Below are 17,048 nucleotides of genomic sequence, written 5' to 3' on the forward strand. Positions count from 1 at the left end.
TCAGTGCCCTCCGCTGGCGCCAAGCGAATACAGCTCGGACGGTTCCAGAAGCAGATCAAGCGCCAGCTTGCCGCAAACGACCAACACAAGCGCGGCAAGCAAAACCCGCAATTGCTCGGCTGGCATCCGGGCCCCGATCACGGTTCCGATCTGAGCCCCAATAACGCCGCCGACCAAAAGAAGCACGGCCAGAACCACGTCCACGGTGTAGTTCGTGGTGGCGTGCAGCATTGTCGTGAAGGCGGTGACGAAGATGATCTGGAACAGGGATGTCCCGACCACAACCTTGGTGGGCATGCCCAGCAGATAGATCATGGCAGGCACCATGATGAAGCCGCCGCCAACGCCCATGATCGCGGACAGAACGCCTACGCAGAGGCCGACCAGAACCGGTGGGATGACCGAGATATACAGGCCCGAGGTGCGAAAGCGCATCTTGAAGGGCATCGCATGGACCCAGCCGCGTTGACGGCGCTTAGCAGGTGCCGCCCCGCCTTTTTTGGCCTTGCGCAAGGCGCGCAGGCTTTCGATGAACATCAGGCTGCCGATCACGCCAAGGAAGACGACGTAGCAAAGTGTCACCAGCAAATCGACCTGACCCAGGCTCTTGAGGTAGTTGAACACGACAACGCCAAGCGCGGCCCCGATGAGGCCGCCGATCAAAAGCACCGTGCCCATCCTGAAATCGACCGTCCTTCGCCTGAAATGCGCCAGAACGCCCGAGAAGGATGAGGCGACGATCTGGTTGGCTTCGGTCGCGACGGCAACCGCCGGAGGGATGCCGATAAAGAACAGTAGCGGCGTCATAAGGAAGCCACCGCCGACCCCGAACATGCCCGACAGAATGCCGACCATGCCTCCGAGCCCTAGCAATAGAAAGGCGTTTACGGAGACTTCGGCAATCGGAAGGTAAATTTGCATGGCATGCTCTAGTCGTATTGAGTTCGGCTGTGCAAAGCGGTGGACCCGCCGGCATCGGAAATGCGTGCAGCCTGAATATCGGGCGCTGCGGTCACAGGCCTACCACCCGTCTTTGGCAAATACGAGAGGAGGTTTGCACTCTTTTCTATCAGAGGAAACACGCACATACCCTCTTAGAGCGGTTGCGGCATGCAAAATCAACTCTGCATGCCGCTCTGCAGCGAACAGGACCCAGAATTGGCCCTGAACTGGACTTATCAGCGTTCTTTCACGTAGGGCTCGCCGCCGGCGCGGGGCGGAACCGCCTTGCCGACGAAGCCCGCAAGAATCACCACGGTCAGGATATAGGGCAGGGCGTCCATCACCTGCACAGGGATCACGATGCCGCCCAGGTCGATATTCTGGAACCGCAGCGCAATAGCCTGTAGCAGGCCAAACAGCAAACAGGCCCACATCGCGTGCCAGGGACGCCATTTCGCAAAGATCAGCGCCGCTAGTGCAATGAACCCGCGACCGGCGGTCATTTCCTTGACGAACCCGGCCTGCAGCGCAGTTGCAAGATAGGCACCGGCGATACCGCAGAGCACGCCGCATATGGCGACAGCTGCAAAGCGCAGACCGACGACCGAGACACCGGCCGTGTCCACGGCGGCCGGGTTTTCACCCACCGCGCGCAACCTCAACCCGAACCGGGTGCGATAGAGGATCCACCACGTCGCAGGCACCATCAGGAAAGCGATGTAGACAAGGATCGAATGGCCGGACAGCAGTTCGGAATAGATCGGGCCGATGAAGGGCACGTCGCTCAGCGCTTCGGCGAAAGGGAAGTTGATCGGCTCAAACCGGCCTTGGCCGAACAGCGACGGGGTCCGGCCGCCCTGCTGGAACCAGCTTTGCGCGATCAGAACCGTCAGGCCTGAGGCCAGGAAGTTGATCGCCACACCAGAGATCAGCTGATTGCCTCGGAACGTGATCGACGCTACGCCGTGTAGTGCTGACAAAACCAGAGACGACGCGATACCCGCGAGCAATCCCAACCAGACCGAGCCGGTCACCGCCGCCACAGCCGCCGAGAAGAAGGCCGAGATTAGCATTTTGCCCTCAAGCCCGATGTCGAAAATCCCGGCACGTTCGGAATAGAGACCTGCCAGACAGGCCAGCAGCAAAGGCGTCGCCAGACGGACGGTGGAATCAAGGACCTGGATCAGTGTTACGAACGAATCCATCACTGAGGCTCCTTCCGCAGGGCAAGGAACAGCTTTTCAAGCGGCATCCGCACCATGTTGTCCAACGCCCCGGTAAACAGGATCACCAGCGCCTGAATGACAACAATCAGTTCGCGCGGGATGGATGTCCACAAGGCCAGTTCGGCACCGCCTTGATAGAGGAAGCCGAACAGAAGCGCCGCGAGGAACACGCCGAACGGGTGCGAACGGCCCATCAGTGCCACGGCGATCCCAATAAAACCCGCGCCTTCGGTCGAGTTCAGAACCAGCCGCTCGGCTTCACCCATCACGTTGTTGATGGCCATCAAGCCAGCCAGCCCTCCCGAGATCAGCATGGCGATGATTGTGATGCGAACCGGCGAGATCCCCGCGTAGACGGCACCGGTTTCCGAATGACCATAGGCCCGAATTTCATAGCCTAACCGAGTGCGCCAGATCAGAGCCCAGACCACGAAACAGGCGATGATTGCCACGAAGAACGAAATATTGGCCGGTGCGCCACGGAACATCACGTTTTCGGCGGTTGAGAACATGGATTGGAAGGTCGGCAGGTGAACCGCCTCGGGGAAGCGCGCAGTTGCCGGGTCCTGCGAGCCTTGCGGGCGCATGACATTGACCAGCATGTAGTTCAGGAAGGCAGCCGCGATAAAGTTGAACATGATCGTGGTGATCACGATGTGGCTGCCACGTTTGGCCTGCAGGTAAGCCGGGATTGCGGCCCATGCTGCGCCAAATACAGCGGCCCCCAGTCCTGCAGCGATCAGAGCGATGCTCCAATGCGGCCAAGGGATGTAGAGACACACCATGGCAACGCCAAGACCACCCAGCATCGCCTGACCTTCGCCACCGATGTTAAACAGCCGCGCATGAAAGGCTACGGCCACCGCAAGCCCGGTGAACATGAAGTTGGTCGCGTAGTAGAGCGTATAGCCCCAGCCATAGGTCGACCCAAGCGCGCCTGTGACCATTAGGTTCACGGCCTCAACCGGGTTCTCTCCGATGGCGAGGATCACCAACGCCGACAGGATCGTGGCCAACACCAGGCTGATGATGGGGATCAGCACGACGTCGGCCCATTTGGGCATTTTTTCCATCTTACGCGGCCTCTCCCGCAACACCGGCCATCAGCAGGCCCAGTTCTTTTTCATCTGTCTCATGGGGCAGACGCTCTCCCATGATATGTCCGTCAAACATCACGGCGATCCGGTCCGAGAGCGAGAAGATCTCCTCCAGCTCGACCGAGACCAGCAGGATCGCTTTGCCTTGGTCGCGCAGGGCCACGATTTGTTTGTGAATGAATTCGATCGCGCCAATGTCTACGCCGCGGGTCGGTTGGCCAACCAGCAACAGGTCTGGGTTCCGCTCAATCTCGCGCGCGACGACGATTTTCTGCTGGTTGCCTCCGGAAAAGCTTTTGGCGGTCAGCCAGCCGTTTGGGGGACGCACATCGAATTTCTCGATCTTTGCTTCGGTGTCCGCGCGAAGGGCGGCGTTGTCCATGAACAGGCCGCGCTTGTAGGCCGGGTCACGGTGATAGCCGAAGGCAACGTTTTCCCAAGCATGGAAATCCATGATCAGACCTTCGCGCTGACGGTCTTCCGGTACATGCGCGATGTGCTGCGCGCGACGCGCCTGACCATCAGACCCGGCCCCGCTGAGGGGCAAGGGCGTACCGTTCAGCTTGATCGAGCCCTGACCGGGGCGCATCCCACCCAGAACTTCCAACAATTCCGACTGGCCGTTGCCCGCGACGCCTGCGATGCCGACGATCTCACCGGCGCGGACGGTCAGGTCGATGCCTTTGACACGTTCAACACCTGTGGCATCGAACACGCGCAGGTCTTGGACCTCAAGAATGGGTTTTCCGGGCTGCGCGGGCACCTTGTCGACCTGTAGCAGGACCTTGCGGCCCACCATCAGTTCGGCCAGATGCTCCGGGCTGGTTTCGGAGGTTTTGACCGTGGCCGTCATCTCTCCGCGCCGCATGACCGAAACGGTATCGGTGTTCTCCATGATCTCGCGCAGCTTATGCGTGATCACGATGATCGTCTTCCCTTCGGCCCGAAGACGGTCGAGGATGCGGAACAGCTGGTCGGCCTCGGCCGGGGTCAAAACGCCGGTGGGCTCATCAAGGATCAGGATCTCGGCCTTGCGATACAGCGCCTTGAGGATCTCGACCCGTTGCTGCATGCCCACGCCGATCTCATCGATGCGCTTGTCGGGATCGACGAACAGCTCGTACTCTTCTTCCAGCGCTTTCAGCTCTTTCCGGGCTTTGGCCAGAGACGGGGCCAGCAGCCCGCCATCCTCGGCGCCCAGAACAATGTTTTCAAGAACGGTGAAGTTTTCGACCAGCTTGAAGTGCTGGAACACCATCCCGATACCCGAGGCGATGGCCGCCTGACTGTCTGGAATGTCGGTCTTGGTGCCGTTGATCCAAATCTCACCTCTATCGGCTTTGTAGAAGCCGTAGAGAATGCTCATCAGCGTGGATTTGCCCGCACCGTTTTCACCGATGATCCCATGGATCGTGCCGGGGGCGACGCTGATGGAAATGTCTTTATTGGCCTGAACCGGCCCAAAGGCTTTGGAAATCCCTTTGAGCTCAATGGCGGGGACTGTCATGTCTTGTCCTTGGGTTGCCGAAGGGCCGCGCGGTTCGCGGCAGAGTGGGACCGAGGCGGAGGTCACCCCCCGCCCCGTGCGATATCAGAACTGCAGCGCCGGGCAGCTGTCGTTCTCGTAGTAGCTGACAACGGAGATGTCGCCGTTGATGATCGCTTTGCGTGCTTCGTCCACGGCGTCGTTCATACGAACCGAGACAAGTTCTTTGTTGTTCTCGTCCATGGCAACACCAACGCCGTCCTCGGCCAGGCCCATGGCGAATACGCCGGTTTCCAGATCTTCACCTGCTTTCATCGCGTCATAGACTGCCACGTCCACGCGCTTGAGCATCGAGGTTAGAACCTTGCCCGGGTGCAGGTGGTTCTGGTTGCTGTCCACGCCGATCGACAGGATGCCTTCATCCGCTGCGGTCTGCAGAACACCAACACCGGTGCCACCCGCGGCCGCATAGATCACGTCAGCGCCTTGGCTGATCTGCGCTTTGGTCAGCTCGGACCCTTTGACTGGGTCGTTCCATGCGGCAGGTGTTGTGCCGGTCATGTTGGCAACAACGTTGATGTCGGGGTTCACAGCCTTGGCGCCTTGCGCATAACCGCAACCAAAGTGGCGGATTAGCGGGATATCCATGCCGCCGATGAAGCCGACAGTGCCCGACTCCGACGCCATTGCAGCCATCATACCAACAAGGTACGAGCCTTCGTGCTCGGCAAAGCCGATCTGACGGATGTTCGGTGCGTCCAGCCAAGTGACGTCAACCGCAACGAACTTGGTGTCAGGATAGTCGCCGGCAACGGCGGAAAGAGGATCGGCCATGGCAAAGCCCATGGTGATGACCGGGTTCGCGCCAGCCTCGGCGAAACGGCGCAGGGCCTGTTCACGCTGTGCTTCGGACTGAAGCTCGATCTCGCGATAGGTGCCGCCGGTTTCATTGGCCCAACGCTGTGCGCCGTTATGCGCGGCTTCGTTGAACGACTTGTCGAACTTGCCACCCAAGTCAAAGATCAGGGCCGGTTCGGCCAGTGCGGCACCAGCGGTCAGAGCGACGGCGGCGGCAGCGCCCATCAAGGATTTCATCAGGGTCATTTGGTACTCCCGTTGTTTTTGTCGTTTCGAGGTTAAACTAGCCTCGTTTACCCACCTATAGCGAGCATAACCGTTGTGATGACGGGAATTAAGGCCGTATGCAACAGGCAGGGTCAACTGATTTTTGACCACTTGGTCTAAAAAGTGGGGTGTGGGGCTACGGTAGGGGGCGTTCCATCACGATCGCGTCGCAATTTGAGGCAGAATCGCGTGTATAATAGCCTTTTCGCCGCCCGCAGGGGCGGTAACCGAAGCGCTCATAGAGCGCGATAGCCGCCTCATTGTCTGCCGCCACGTCAAGAATCGCGCGCGTTGCACCGAGGTTAGCAGCAACTGCGTGCCAGTTTTTCATGCAGGCTGCAGCCAAGCCCAGACGCTGATGCAGGGGGTGAGTCGCGATGGTCAGCAACTCGGCCTCGCCCGCGATGACCTGAAACAGGGCAAAGGAGTTGGGGTCTCCGACAACGCGGGTGAAGCGGTTTTGCAGCAGGTCTTCGAACTCGACAGCCGTCCACGGGCGCGCCTGTGTGAAGGCCGCAGCGTGGGTCAGGGCCATGTCTTCCGGAGTCATTCGTCCAGCAGCACAGGAGGGAGGTCGCGAGAAGGCGCCGCATCCGCGGGGCGAATGTAAAGCGGAGCGGGTGGGTCCCTTTCCGTGCCGAACCTGCGCGCCGCGACATGGGCGATGGCCTGAACATGCGCGTTTGGGTCCGTGGCAGTGAAGAGGGGGCCAAGCCCCTCGGCCTCGGCTCGAGGCATCAGGCGTGGGCCTTCGGAGGTCTGCACATAGACCTGATCGCGCGGGGCAGAGATCGCGGGTAGGTGACCGTCGGGCATAATCTCCGCCAAGGCGTCAAAACCTGACACGCCGACGGTCGGGATGTTCAGACCCAATGCAAGCCCACGCGCCGCTGAAACCGAGATTCGAATGCCGGTGAACTTTCCTGGGCCGATGCCAACACCGATGGCGTCCAGGTCTTTCCAACCAAGACCGGCCTCAGACAGAACCTCCTCCAGCAGAGGCATCAGGCGTTCGGCCTGCCCGCGTGACATGACTTCTGCTCGCGTGACGACAATATCAGAGCCACGCAACAAAGCGGCCGCGCAATGCGCGGCCGATGTGTCAAATGCCAGAAGGGTCTGTTCAGACGGCAACGGGGCGAACCTCGGTCACTTCGGGGATGTAGTGGCGCAGCAGGTTCTCGATCCCCATTTTCAGGGTCAGGGTCGAAGACGGGCAGCCCGCGCAGGCCCCTTGCATGTGTAGGTAGACCACGCCGCGGTCAAAGCCGTGGAAGGTGATGTCGCCACCGTCCTGAGCCACCGCAGGGCGCACACGGCTGTCCAGCAGATCCTTGATCTGATCGACGATTTCCGAATCCTCGCCGGTATGTTCGGCATGGCCGGATGCGGGCGCCGCCTCGGCCCCCATGACGGGCTGGCCGGATTGGTAATGCTCCATCACCGCGCCGAGGATGCTTGGCTTGATGTGGTCCCAATCGACGTCATCCGCTTTGGTGACGGTGACGAAGTCATTGCCAAAGAACACGCCGGTCACGCCGCTGACCGCAAAGATGCGCTGGGCGAGGGGTGATTTTTCGGCCGCTTCTGCGGATGGGAAGTCGGCTGTGCCTGCCTCAAGCACCGTCTGGCCGGGCAGGAACTTCAAGGTCGCCGGGTTCGGGGTGGATTCGGTCTGAATGAACATGAGGCAGCTCCGTTTTCGTTGCTTCTGATATGCGGGCAGCCGCCGTGGAAGTCAAGATTTGGAACTGTTCTAAATTGCGAGAGCGTGGTTTATCGCGTCAACCAACCGGTCATCACCCCAAAAAACCTCATCCCCGACGACAAAACTGGGTGCGCCGAACAAGTTGAGTTCTTTGGCGCGGCTGGATTGTTCGAAGAGCGCTGCTTTGACCTGCGGGTCTTGTGCGCTCTCTATGAAATCGGTGGGCAGACCTGCGGCTGCAAGACAATCGGTCAATGTTGATGCGGCCGAGATATCGCGGCCCTCGCCGAACTCAGCCATGTAGACGGCACGGGTAAACGCGGCCCGCTGTTCTTGTGAACCGATGGCGACAGCCAAACGCGCAGCAGTCAGGGAATTCTGCGGAAACGGATCGGGGTGTTGAAATGGCAATGCGCGCGCGGCGCATAAACGCTCCATATCGCGCCACATGTAGCGGCCCTTGGCGGGGTAGATCGTGAACGGAGAGGTGTTCCAGCCCTGTTCGGCAAAGATGGGCCCCAAAAGAAAGGGCTGCCAGTCAATTGAAACGCCTTTGTCATCGGCCATCTGCTCGATTCGCATCGCGCTAAGATAGGAATAGGTTGAGGCGAATTCGAACCAGAACTGAACGGGTGCTGCCATAGTCGTCAGGTAATCTCTTCCAGTTTTTCCTTGCTCAGATCACCCGGCACGATGGTGATCGGGATCGGCATGCTGCCCGAGTTTTTAGTCAGCTGTGTCACCAGCGGACCCGGCCCTTTCTTGTCCGTGCCAGCGCCCAGAACCAGAACACCAATTTCGGGGTCGGACTGTACGTGTTCGATGATCTGCGCCACTGGATCGCCTTCGCGAATGGCTAGCTCAGGTTCGACGCTCTGCTTGTCGCGCATCCATTTGGCGAAGACTTCGAAATGGGCGTGGATACGTTCGCGGGCCTCTTCGCGCATGGTTTCAGCCACACCGATCCAGTGATTGAATTCATCCGGCGGGATGACGGACAGGATTGTCACGCCACCGCCGGTATGCGCGGCCCGCATCGCGGCAAAACGCATGGCGTTCAGGCATTCGCGGCTGTCATCCAGAATGACGAGAAACTTGCGCATTTGGGTCCTCTTGGTTTTCTCGGATCATGCCCGACCGATAGCGTGCTGGCAACTCGGGTAAATCCCTAGCGCTCGCTGGCTGCCCAATCCCAGTAGAGCGCGCGGGCGCGACGGGCGATAGGGCCAACCTGATATTGCGTGTCGTCCAGAGCGGTCACGGGCGTCACCTTGTTCATGTTGCCGGACATGAACACCTCATCCGCCGCATGGAAATCATCAAAGCTGAGGACTGACTCATGTACATTAAAACCATCGGCGCGCAGGTTCTTGATGTGCCGTGCGCGCGTGATCCCGGCCAGAAAGGTGCCGTTGGGCATGGGGGTAAAGACCTCACCGTCTTTGGCCATGAAGATATTGGCGGTGGCGGTCTCGGCCACATTGCCCATCGCGTCGGCGACCAGCGCGTTCGAGAACCCTTTGGAGCGCGCCTCAGTCAGCATCCGGGCGTTGTTCGGGTAGAGACACCCGGCCTTGGCATTCACCACGGCGGATTCCAGTACCGGACGGCGGAACCGGGTGGTCGTCAACGTGACCGAGGCCGTCTCGGGCGCCATTGGGATCTCTTCAAGACAGATGGCGAAACCGGTGCTGTCTTTCTGGGGCACGATGGCCGTGACGTCTCCGTGGATGCCCCAATACATCGGACGGATATAGACAGCCTGATCCGGGCCATAGGATTGCAGCCCTTCGCGCACCAGATCGACCATTTGTTCCGGCGTTACGGTCGGGGTCAGCATCAGCGCCTCGGCGGATCGGTTCACGCGGGCGCAATGGGCCAGCAGGTCAGGGGCCATGCCGTCAAAGTAGCGCGCGCCATCAAAAACCGAGGACCCTAGCCACGACCCATGATCCGCCGCCCGCATGATCGGTGCGTCCCCTTCATGCCATTGGCCTTCGAAATAGGTGCGGATATTCTTGCCGACTGCCATAGCGCCCTCCCTCAGCTTTCGGCAAACCTAGGAGGGCGTTAGGTGAAGGTCCAGTGCAATCAGCGCGAGGCTGCGCCGACCATGCCCACAATCTCGTAGGTTTGTTTCAGGATCGGGGCGGCAATCGCACGCGCCTTTTCCGCACCACGGGCCAGGATCTGGTCAATCTCGGACTGCTCGCCCATCAGGCGGGCCATCTCGGACGAGATCGGAGACAGTTTTTCGACCGCCAGTTCGGCAAGCATCGGCTTGAACTCACCGAATTGTTTGCCGCCAACCTCGGCCAAAACTTGCGCGGCCGAGCTGTCGCTGAGCGCGGCGTAGATATTGACCAGATTGCGCGCCTCAGGGCGATCTTCCAAACCGTCGACTTCTGATGGCAGGGCGTCCGGGTCTGTTTTGGCCTTGCGGATTTTCTTGGCGATCGTGTCGGCATCGTCGGTCATGTTGATGCGGCTCATGTCTGACGGATCAGACTTAGACATCTTCTTTAAGCCGTCACGAAGGCTCATGACCCGCGTGGCCGCCCCTTCGATCACAGGTTCGGTGACCGGGAAGAAATCGACGCCGAAATCGTTGTTGAACTTGATCGCGATGTCGCGCGTCAGCTCCAGATGCTGTTTCTGATCTTCCCCAACCGGCACATGGGTCGCGTGATAGATTAGAATGTCCGCGGCCATCAGCGCCGGATAGGCAAAAAGACCCAGCGAGGCATTTTGCGTGTTCTTGCCCGCCTTGTCCTTCCACTGGGTCATGCGCTGCATCCAGCCCATCCGAGCGACGCAGTTGAAGATCCACGCCAGTTGCGCATGTTCGGGCACCTGGCTTTGGTTGAACAGGATGGATTGTTTCGGGTCGATGCCCGCCGCGATATAGCCCGCGCACAGTTCGCGCGTGTTGTGCGACAAGGCGGCGGGGTCCTGCCAGACGGTGATCGCATGCAGGTCGACCATGCAATAGATGGTTTCGAACTCTGGCCCCTGCATATCCACAAAGCGCTTCATCGCGCCCAGATAGTTGCCCAAGGTCAGCCCGCCCGAAGGCTGGATGCCGGAAAACACGCGCGGCGTGAATTGGGTCTGGGTCATCGAAGGGAACTCCCGTCTGGAAAAATCAGCCCTCGTCGCTTACCCATGAGGCCAAGGGACGTCAACAGCCGCGAAAGGCCAGCCCAATGAGCAGTGAGCATTATACACCCGCCGTGAACCCTCTGCCGCCCGTCGTGGTGGCCTTGGTTCTGTTCATCATGGGGATCGAACTGGCGTTTACGCTGGGCGCTCGGGGTCTGGTCGGAGGGCCGGGCGCGGTCGGGTGGAGGCTGGATGCGCTGCAGAGCTACGCGTTCTCGGCCGATATCTTCGATTGGATGGTGCAAAACGGGCGCTGGCCGTTCGAGCATGTCATCCGTTTTGTGACTTATCCGTTCGTTTCGGGCAGTTTTACGCAGGCGGTGTTTGTCTGCGTTTTCGTGCTGGCCATGGGCAAGATGGTGGGTGAGGTCTTTGGCGGCTTTCCGATGCTGCTGATCTTCGTTCTGTCGGGTGTCGGTGGCGCGCTCGCCTATGCGCTGTTTCTGGACCCGTCTTATCCGCTGGTCGGAGGGTTCCCTCCGGTCTATGGGCTGATCGGGGCGTTTACTTGGCTGCTTTGGCGCAAGCTCTCGTTGGTTGGGGCCAATCAGGCGCGGGCGTTTCAGTTGATCGCCGTGCTGATGGGCATTCAGCTGCTGTTTGGCCTGCTCTTTGGAGGCACAGGTGATTGGGTGGCCGATCTGGGCGGTTTTGCCACCGGGTTCGGCCTTTCCTTCTTTTTGGCGCCGGGTGGTTGGGCGCGGATCAAGGGCCGCATCCGGCGCGAGTGATCAAGACCGGCGCAGGGCCGTTTTGAACTCGGACAGTCTAAATGCCCCCAACAGGTGGCCGAATGCGAAGTAGCTGACCGCTGCAACCATGATCAGCGCAAGCAGAGCCAAATAGCGCCACCCGGGCACATCAAGCGTCCAGCCGAACAGTTGAATAGCGGCAAACAACACCACGCCCATCCCGACCGATGCCAAGAGGATCCGCCCCGCGCGCCGCCGGAAGCGGTCGTCGAACCGCGTCTCATCGCCCATATTCCGCGCGCCAAAGGCCAGTAGGCCAACCATGGCCCAGCCAGCGGTAGAGGCCGCAATGGCAGGGGCAATCCATCCGAAAATCGGGTAAAGGCCAAAGGCAAGCGCCGCGTTGATGATCATTGCCACCAAAGCATAGTGGAACGGAGACCGCGTATTCTCGCGCGCGAAATACAGCGGTTGCAGCAGCTTCTGCAGCATGAATGCGGGTAGGCCGATGCCATAGATCGCAACGGCTAGGGCTGTGGCGGCTGTATCCTCGGCGGTGAACTGGCCCCGCTGGAACAGGACTGAGACCAGCGGGTTCGGGATAATCAGGAACGCCACGGTCGAGGGCAGGGTGAGCAACAACATGAACTCTCCAGCCCGCGAAAACGCATTGCGCGCGCCTGCTTTGTCATCCGCGCGCAAGCGGCGAGACAGGTCGGGCAGCAGCACGATTCCGATGGCAATCCCGACAACACCCAGAGGCAGCTGATACAAGCGATCTGCCGCAAACAACCAGCTGACAGCTTTCTCGGTCTTTGAGGCCACAAGTTGCCCTACAACCAGATTGACCTGCGTCACCCCCATGGCCAAGGCGGCGGGTACAGCGATGCGGACCATATTCCGCATCTCGGGCGTCAGACGCGGCAACCCAAAACGTATGCGGATACCGGCGCGTTCGGTGGCAAACCAGACCAAAGCCAGTTGCGCCACACCTGCCAAAGGGATCACGGCGATGAGCCAGCGAATGACCTCGCCTCCGGATATCGCGCCAGCGATCAGTGCGGTGCAGGCGAAGATGTTCAGAAGAACCGGTGCTGCTGCGGCGGCTGCAAATCGCCCCGTCGCGTTCAGAACGCCCGAAAACAGCGCCGCCAGCGACATGAAAAGAATGTAGGGGAAGACGAAATAGCCATAGTCGACCGCCAGATCGAAGCGTTCATCGCCGTAAAACCCCTCGGCCGTCAGCCAGACGAGGCCGGGCATGAACACCATCGCCAGCCCGACCAGGGCCAATACTGCGGCGACCAACAGGTTGAAAGCATCTTGCGCGAACCCTTGCGCGTTCTCTCCGCCCTCTAACCGTTTGGAAAACATCGGCACGAAAGCTGCGTTGAATGCGCCTTCGGCAAAGAAGCGGCGGAACATATTGGGTAGACGGAAAGCCGCGACGAAGGCGTCCATCACCGGGCCGGGGCCGATGAACGCGGTCAGCAGGATCTCACGCAAAAAGCCCAGAACGCGGCTGGCCAACGTCCAGAAGCCGACCGTGAAAAAGCCGGAAAACAGCCGGATCTGCTTCATGACGCCGCGCGCTCGGCGCCCTCGGTGATGGCTTTGCGCAGTTTGGTCTCAAGCCCGCGCTGTTTGCTCTCCGAGTGGTATTTCAGCCCGAACATGTCCTTGACGTAGAATGTATCCACCACCTGCTCGCCATAGGTCGCGATCACTGCGTTGGCGATATAGACATTGGCCGCTGCGAGCGTGCGCGTCAGGTCATAAAGCAAGCCGGGGCGGTCGCGGGTATCGACCTCGATGATCGTGTAGATCTCGGACCCGTCATTGTCGAAGGTGATATGGGTCGGCACGTTGAAAGCGCGTTCGCGTTTCTTGATCTTGTCGCGCGATTTCAGCGCGTCGCGGGCCACGACCTCACCTTTCAGCGTTTTGTGAATCATCTGGGTCAGACGCGGCAGACGGCTGGCTTCGAACGGGTGGCCTTCGGCATCCTGTATCCAGAACGCATCCGTTACATAGCCATCCTTGGTCGTGTAGCTGCGGGCATCCACGACGTTAGCACCGACCAAGGCCAAGGCCCCGGCGATCCGCGCAAAGATACCGGGGTGATCACCCATGGCAAAGCAGGCGCGGGTGGCGTCGCGATCCTCGTCCGGGTGCAGGCGGATTTCCATCGCGCCGGGATCGCCGCTGTGTTCCAGCGCCCGTAGCATCTCGGCAAATTCCACATGGGTCGAGACGTTCAGGCCCTGCCAGTACGGAGCATAGTGCCGCCCGGTTTCCGTCTTCAAATCGGCCTTGGACCATTCGGCCAGTTCTGCGCGCAGCAGTTTCTTGGCCTCGGCCCCGCGATTGGCACGGTTCAGATCCTCCATGCCCGTTTCCAAGGCACGTTTGGTTTCCGCATGCAGCGCGCGCAGCAACGTAGCCTTCCAGTTGTTCCAGGTATTAGGCCCGACACCGCGAATGTCACAGACGGTCAGCACGGTCAGCAGATCCAGCCGTTTGACCGTTTGCACAGCCTTGGCAAAATCCCGCACGGTTCGAGGGTCCGAGATATCGCGTTTTTGCGCCATATCCGACATCAACAGATGATAGCGCACGAGCCATTCGACCGTTTCAGCATCGGATTTGTTCAGCCCCAGCCTGGGTGCCACTTTCCGTGCGATTTGTGCCCCGAGGATTGAGTGATCTTCGAGCCGTCCCTTAGCGATGTCGTGCAACAGCAGCGCAACATAGAGGACCTTGCGGTTTACGCCCCCTTCAAGGATCGAGGACGCCAGCGGCAGCGATTCAACCAGCTCTCCGCGTTCGATCTGGGCGAGGTTGACGATGCACTGGATGATATGCTCGTCCACCGTGTAGCTGTGATACATATTGAACTGCATCATCGCTACGATGGGTTCGAACTCGGGTATGAAGGCTGATAGCACCCCAAGTTCGTTCATCCGACGCAGGGCGCGTTCCGGATTGCCGTGCTTCAGCATCAGATCAAGGAAGATACGCTGGGCTTCCTTGTCGTTGCGCATATCGTCGTCGATCAGGTGCAGATTGGCCGTGACCAGCCGCATTGCGTCAGGGTGAATCAGCATGCCCGTACGCAGGCCTTCCTCGAACAGGCGCAACATGTTCAGCTTGTCGGTCAGGAATGTATCCGGATCGGCAATGTCCAGACGACCATGAACCATGCTGTACCCGGCTTTGACCCGAGGGCGGCGGCGGAAAATCCGCTCCAGCAGCGGGGCGCCTTTCATATGCAGGGCTTCCAGCTTGGTCAGGAAGATCCGCGTCAACTCCCCAACGCTGGTAGCATGGCGGAAATAACGCTGCATGAACACTTCGACCGCGCGCCGCCCGGCCCGATCTTCATAGCCCATGCGCGCCGCAACCTCGACCTGCAAGTCGAAGGTCAGCTGTTCGGTCGCGCGACCTGTGACCAGATGCAGGTGTGAGCGCACGGCCCAAAGGAAATTCTCGGCCTCGGCAAAGGTCTTGAATTCATCGGGCGTGAACAGGCCCAGCGGGACCAGCTCGGCCACGTCTTGCACGCCGTAGATGTATTTCGCGATCCAGTAGAGCGACTGCAGATCGCGCAGCCCGCCTTTGCCCTCTTTCACATTGGGTTCGACCACGTAGCGTTGACCCTGTTTCAGATGGCGTTCGTCGCGTTCCTGAAGCTTGGCCTCGATGAACTCTCGCTCAGTCCCCTTGAACAGATCGGCCTTGAGGCGTTGGTCCAGCTCCCAGGCCAAACGCGTGTCTCCTGCCAAATAGCGCTGTTCCAGCATCGCGGTCCGGATGGTGAAGTCTTCGGTCCCGAGACGCAGGCAATCCTTGATCGTGCGCGAGGAATGGCCGACCTTCAGGCGCAGATCCCATAGGATATAGAGCATGGATTCAATCACGCTCTCGGCCCAGGCGGTGATCTTATAGGGCGTCAGAAACAGCAGATCGACATCCGAGGCGGGTGCCATCTCACCGCGCCCATAGCCGCCGACCGCCAGAACAGCGATGCGTTCCCCCTGTGTCGGGGTGGCCAAAGGGTGCAGATGCTCATTGGCGACGCGCATCGCAGTGCCGACCAGACAATCCGTGAGGTAAGTATAGGACCGAGTCAGAGGGCGCGCGTCGAATGGGCGGGCGGCAAACGCCTCGGCAATGGCGGCGCGCCCGGCCTTTTGCGCCTCACGCAGAATGCGCACCGTTTCAGCACGCAGCGTGGAGTTGTCAGTGCCTGCCTCGAACGCTGCAGCAAGCTGAGCGTCAACGTGGGCGCCGTCGAAAATATCCTCAGGCGGGCAGATAAGTGAGTTTTCAGGCACTGCGGTCAGGTGAGGCTGGTCAGAAACCGGCCCCTGAGAAGCTTTGAGGGGCAGGGTCAATCACAACAACCTGTTTGTTCTGGATCGTGGCAACCGCCAGACCCCGTTCATTGGTACCATCAGAGCGCAGACGGAAGATGCCGCCAACGCCCTGAAAACCGGCGCTCTGGGTCAGCGCAGCCCCGGTCAGAGCATTCGATTTGCCCTGGCTTACAAGCGCTCCGATGGCGGCGATCCCGTCATAGGCCAGTCCGCTGATCGGATGAGGCGCTTCGCCATAGGTCGCATTGTAGCGCTGACGATAGGCCTGCGCTTTTGCAGGATCAGGTAGGGCAAACCAACCGCCCTGAACGCCGGGCAGTTCAAGAGTTTGGGCGGGAATGTCCCACCGTGTCAGACCGATATACTGGGAGGTTGACGGCGAAACCCCCGCTTCGGGCAGAAGCTGCGAGAACAAGGGCAGCGCGCCTGCGGTGGTTGCAGTCAGGAAGACCGAGTCCGCCCCAGTAGAATCCATGGCGGATTTGATGTTGGGCACCGCGTTGATCACACCCTGCTGCGACCGGTCATAGCCGACACTTCCGGCGTTGTTCATACTGCTGCTGGCCAGTGCATTGGCAATGGCTGAGCGGCCAGCCTCTCCGGCTGCGTCATTGCTGTGTACGATGATTGCTCCTGTCTTGCCCTGTCTTCCGCCATAATTGGCCAGTCGATTGGCCGTGTTCTGGAATGTCGGCCCCAGCACAAAGACATTTCCACCCGCGATACTGGTGTTGTTCGAGAAGGACAGGACGTTCACGTTGTTGTTCAGCACCGCAAGGCCGGCCGCGTTGGCGGCTTGCGCATAAACCGGTCCGATGATGATCTTGGCACCGTCCGCCACAGCCTGTTGCGCCACGCCTGAGGCCGTGCCGGCATTACCCGCCGTATCATAGACACGCAGGTCAATCTGGACGTTCGGCAGGTCCGACATCGCCAGACGTGCTGCATTTTCAAGGCTTTGCGCCAGCGCCGCGTCGCCAGACTGGCCTGATCCGCGCGGAACCAGAAGCGCAACGGGCACCGGTTCCGAGGTGTTGATCGAGGGGCCTCCGCCGACGCCCGTGGTTTCACATGCGGCCAGAAAAACGGCGGTGGTCAGGGCGATCGTGGTTTTGGCCAACTTGCTAACGGACTTGCAAACGGTAAACATCTAAAAGAAAACTCCCTGATCCGGCGGCTTGCGACGCTGCTGTTCTATCGAGCCGCGATAATAAACGTCACGCTGTGAGGG

The 17,048-nt window shown here is 60.0% G+C and carries 16 protein-coding genes; 1 reads left to right on the forward strand and 15 read right to left on the reverse strand.

Annotation, left to right across the window (positions count from 1 at the left end):
* The 12 genes from ACXAH8_RS13950 to trpS form a co-directional block, all read right to left on the reverse strand.
* Complete coding sequence (locus ACXAH8_RS13950) at window positions 1-921, reverse strand: sulfite exporter TauE/SafE family protein (RefSeq protein WP_170378929.1); 921 nt, start codon at window positions 919-921, stop codon at window positions 1-3.
* Between the two features lie 257 nt (window positions 922-1,178).
* Window positions 1,179-2,147 (reverse strand): ABC transporter permease, encoded by a 969-nt coding sequence (locus ACXAH8_RS13955; protein WP_170462689.1) that lies wholly within the window; start codon window positions 2,145-2,147, stop codon window positions 1,179-1,181.
* Entirely contained in the window at window positions 2,147-3,241 is a 1,095-nt protein-coding gene (locus ACXAH8_RS13960) for an ABC transporter permease (RefSeq protein WP_170378926.1), read from the reverse strand. Before ACXAH8_RS13960 ends, ACXAH8_RS13955 begins: the two co-directional genes overlap by 1 nt.
* 1 nt (window position 3,242) lies before the next feature.
* Window positions 3,243-4,772: an ABC transporter ATP-binding protein gene (locus ACXAH8_RS13965; RefSeq protein WP_475219336.1), complete on the reverse strand. Its 1,530-nt coding sequence runs from the start codon at window positions 4,770-4,772 to the stop codon at window positions 3,243-3,245.
* Window positions 4,773-4,856: 84 nt separating this feature from the next.
* Window positions 4,857-5,855 carry a BMP family lipoprotein gene (locus ACXAH8_RS13970; protein ID WP_170553494.1) on the reverse strand — a complete coding sequence of 333 codons (999 nt, stop codon included), beginning with the start codon at window positions 5,853-5,855 and terminating at the stop codon, window positions 4,857-4,859.
* Window positions 5,856-6,012: 157 nt separating this feature from the next.
* Complete coding sequence (locus ACXAH8_RS13975) at window positions 6,013-6,426, reverse strand: GNAT family N-acetyltransferase (protein WP_170468880.1); 414 nt, start codon at window positions 6,424-6,426, stop codon at window positions 6,013-6,015.
* On the reverse strand, window positions 6,423-7,010 hold the full coding sequence (gene tsaB, locus ACXAH8_RS13980) for a tRNA (adenosine(37)-N6)-threonylcarbamoyltransferase complex dimerization subunit type 1 TsaB (RefSeq protein WP_475219339.1): 588 nt from the start codon (window positions 7,008-7,010) through the stop codon (window positions 6,423-6,425). Before tsaB ends, ACXAH8_RS13975 begins: the two co-directional genes overlap by 4 nt.
* Window positions 7,000-7,563 (reverse strand): NifU family protein, encoded by a 564-nt coding sequence (locus ACXAH8_RS13985; protein ID WP_170462695.1) that lies wholly within the window; start codon window positions 7,561-7,563, stop codon window positions 7,000-7,002. Before ACXAH8_RS13985 ends, tsaB begins: the two co-directional genes overlap by 11 nt.
* Window positions 7,564-7,632: 69 nt before the next feature.
* Complete coding sequence (locus ACXAH8_RS13990; protein WP_475219341.1) at window positions 7,633-8,226, reverse strand: DsbA family protein; 594 nt, start codon at window positions 8,224-8,226, stop codon at window positions 7,633-7,635.
* A 5-nt stretch (window positions 8,227-8,231) separates the two neighbouring features.
* On the reverse strand, window positions 8,232-8,687 hold the full coding sequence (locus ACXAH8_RS13995) for a universal stress protein (protein ID WP_170378913.1): 456 nt from the start codon (window positions 8,685-8,687) through the stop codon (window positions 8,232-8,234).
* A 65-nt stretch (window positions 8,688-8,752) separates the two neighbouring features.
* Window positions 8,753-9,616: a branched-chain amino acid aminotransferase gene (locus ACXAH8_RS14000; protein ID WP_425084283.1), complete on the reverse strand. Its 864-nt coding sequence runs from the start codon at window positions 9,614-9,616 to the stop codon at window positions 8,753-8,755.
* A 59-nt stretch (window positions 9,617-9,675) separates the two neighbouring features.
* A complete protein-coding gene (trpS, locus tag ACXAH8_RS14005) occupies window positions 9,676-10,704 on the reverse strand; it encodes a tryptophan--tRNA ligase (protein ID WP_475219344.1) in 1,029 nt (342 codons plus the stop codon).
* 86 nt (window positions 10,705-10,790) lie between these two features.
* Between trpS and ACXAH8_RS14010 the strand changes: the two genes are divergently transcribed.
* Window positions 10,791-11,477: a rhomboid family intramembrane serine protease gene (locus ACXAH8_RS14010; protein ID WP_475219346.1), complete on the forward strand. Its 687-nt coding sequence runs from the start codon at window positions 10,791-10,793 to the stop codon at window positions 11,475-11,477.
* On the opposite strand, the gene murJ is transcribed toward ACXAH8_RS14010, so the two are convergent.
* The 3 genes from murJ to ACXAH8_RS14025 are packed head-to-tail and all read right to left on the reverse strand — an operon-like array spanning window position 11,478 to window position 16,967.
* The gene (murJ, locus tag ACXAH8_RS14015) at window positions 11,478-13,019 is read right to left on the reverse strand and encodes a murein biosynthesis integral membrane protein MurJ (RefSeq protein ID WP_475219348.1); all 1,542 of its coding nucleotides are present in this window, start codon (window positions 13,017-13,019) and stop codon (window positions 11,478-11,480) included.
* Entirely contained in the window at window positions 13,016-15,835 is a 2,820-nt protein-coding gene (locus ACXAH8_RS14020) for a [protein-PII] uridylyltransferase (RefSeq protein ID WP_475219350.1), read from the reverse strand. The genes murJ and ACXAH8_RS14020 overlap by 4 nt, the downstream gene beginning before the upstream one ends.
* On the reverse strand, window positions 15,795-16,967 hold the full coding sequence (locus ACXAH8_RS14025; protein ID WP_170678787.1) for a penicillin-binding protein activator: 1,173 nt from the start codon (window positions 16,965-16,967) through the stop codon (window positions 15,795-15,797). The genes ACXAH8_RS14020 and ACXAH8_RS14025 overlap by 41 nt, the downstream gene beginning before the upstream one ends.
* Between the last annotated feature and the right edge of the window lie 81 nt (window positions 16,968-17,048).

The organism is Ruegeria sp. ABV3_008 (assembly GCF_056161185.1).

Coding starts and splice junctions, on each gene's coding strand:
- ACXAH8_RS13950 (WP_170378929.1), bottom strand. CDS start 921: ATGCAAATTTACCTTCCGATTGCCGAAGTCTCCGTAAACGCCTTTCTA.
- ACXAH8_RS13955 (WP_170462689.1), bottom strand. CDS start 2,147: ATGGATTCGTTCGTAACACTGATCCAGGTCCTTGATTCCACCGTCCGT.
- ACXAH8_RS13960 (WP_170378926.1), bottom strand. CDS start 3,241: ATGGAAAAAATGCCCAAATGGGCCGACGTCGTGCTGATCCCCATCATC.
- ACXAH8_RS13965 (WP_475219336.1), bottom strand. CDS start 4,772: ATGACAGTCCCCGCCATTGAGCTCAAAGGGATTTCCAAAGCCTTTGGG.
- ACXAH8_RS13970 (WP_170553494.1), bottom strand. CDS start 5,855: ATGACCCTGATGAAATCCTTGATGGGCGCTGCCGCCGCCGTCGCTCTG.
- ACXAH8_RS13975 (WP_170468880.1), bottom strand. CDS start 6,426: ATGACTCCGGAAGACATGGCCCTGACCCACGCTGCGGCCTTCACACAG.
- ACXAH8_RS13985 (WP_170462695.1), bottom strand. CDS start 7,563: ATGTTCATTCAGACCGAATCCACCCCGAACCCGGCGACCTTGAAGTTC.
- ACXAH8_RS13990 (WP_475219341.1), bottom strand. CDS start 8,226: ATGGCAGCACCCGTTCAGTTCTGGTTCGAATTCGCCTCAACCTATTCC.
- ACXAH8_RS13995 (WP_170378913.1), bottom strand. CDS start 8,687: ATGCGCAAGTTTCTCGTCATTCTGGATGACAGCCGCGAATGCCTGAAC.
- ACXAH8_RS14000 (WP_425084283.1), bottom strand. CDS start 9,616: ATGGCAGTCGGCAAGAATATCCGCACCTATTTCGAAGGCCAATGGCAT.
- trpS (WP_475219344.1), bottom strand. CDS start 10,704: ATGACCCAGACCCAATTCACGCCGCGCGTGTTTTCCGGCATCCAGCCT.
- ACXAH8_RS14010 (WP_475219346.1), top strand. CDS start 10,791: ATGAGCAGTGAGCATTATACACCCGCCGTGAACCCTCTGCCGCCCGTC.
- murJ (WP_475219348.1), bottom strand. CDS start 13,019: ATGAAGCAGATCCGGCTGTTTTCCGGCTTTTTCACGGTCGGCTTCTGG.
- ACXAH8_RS14025 (WP_170678787.1), bottom strand. CDS start 16,967: ATGTTTACCGTTTGCAAGTCCGTTAGCAAGTTGGCCAAAACCACGATC.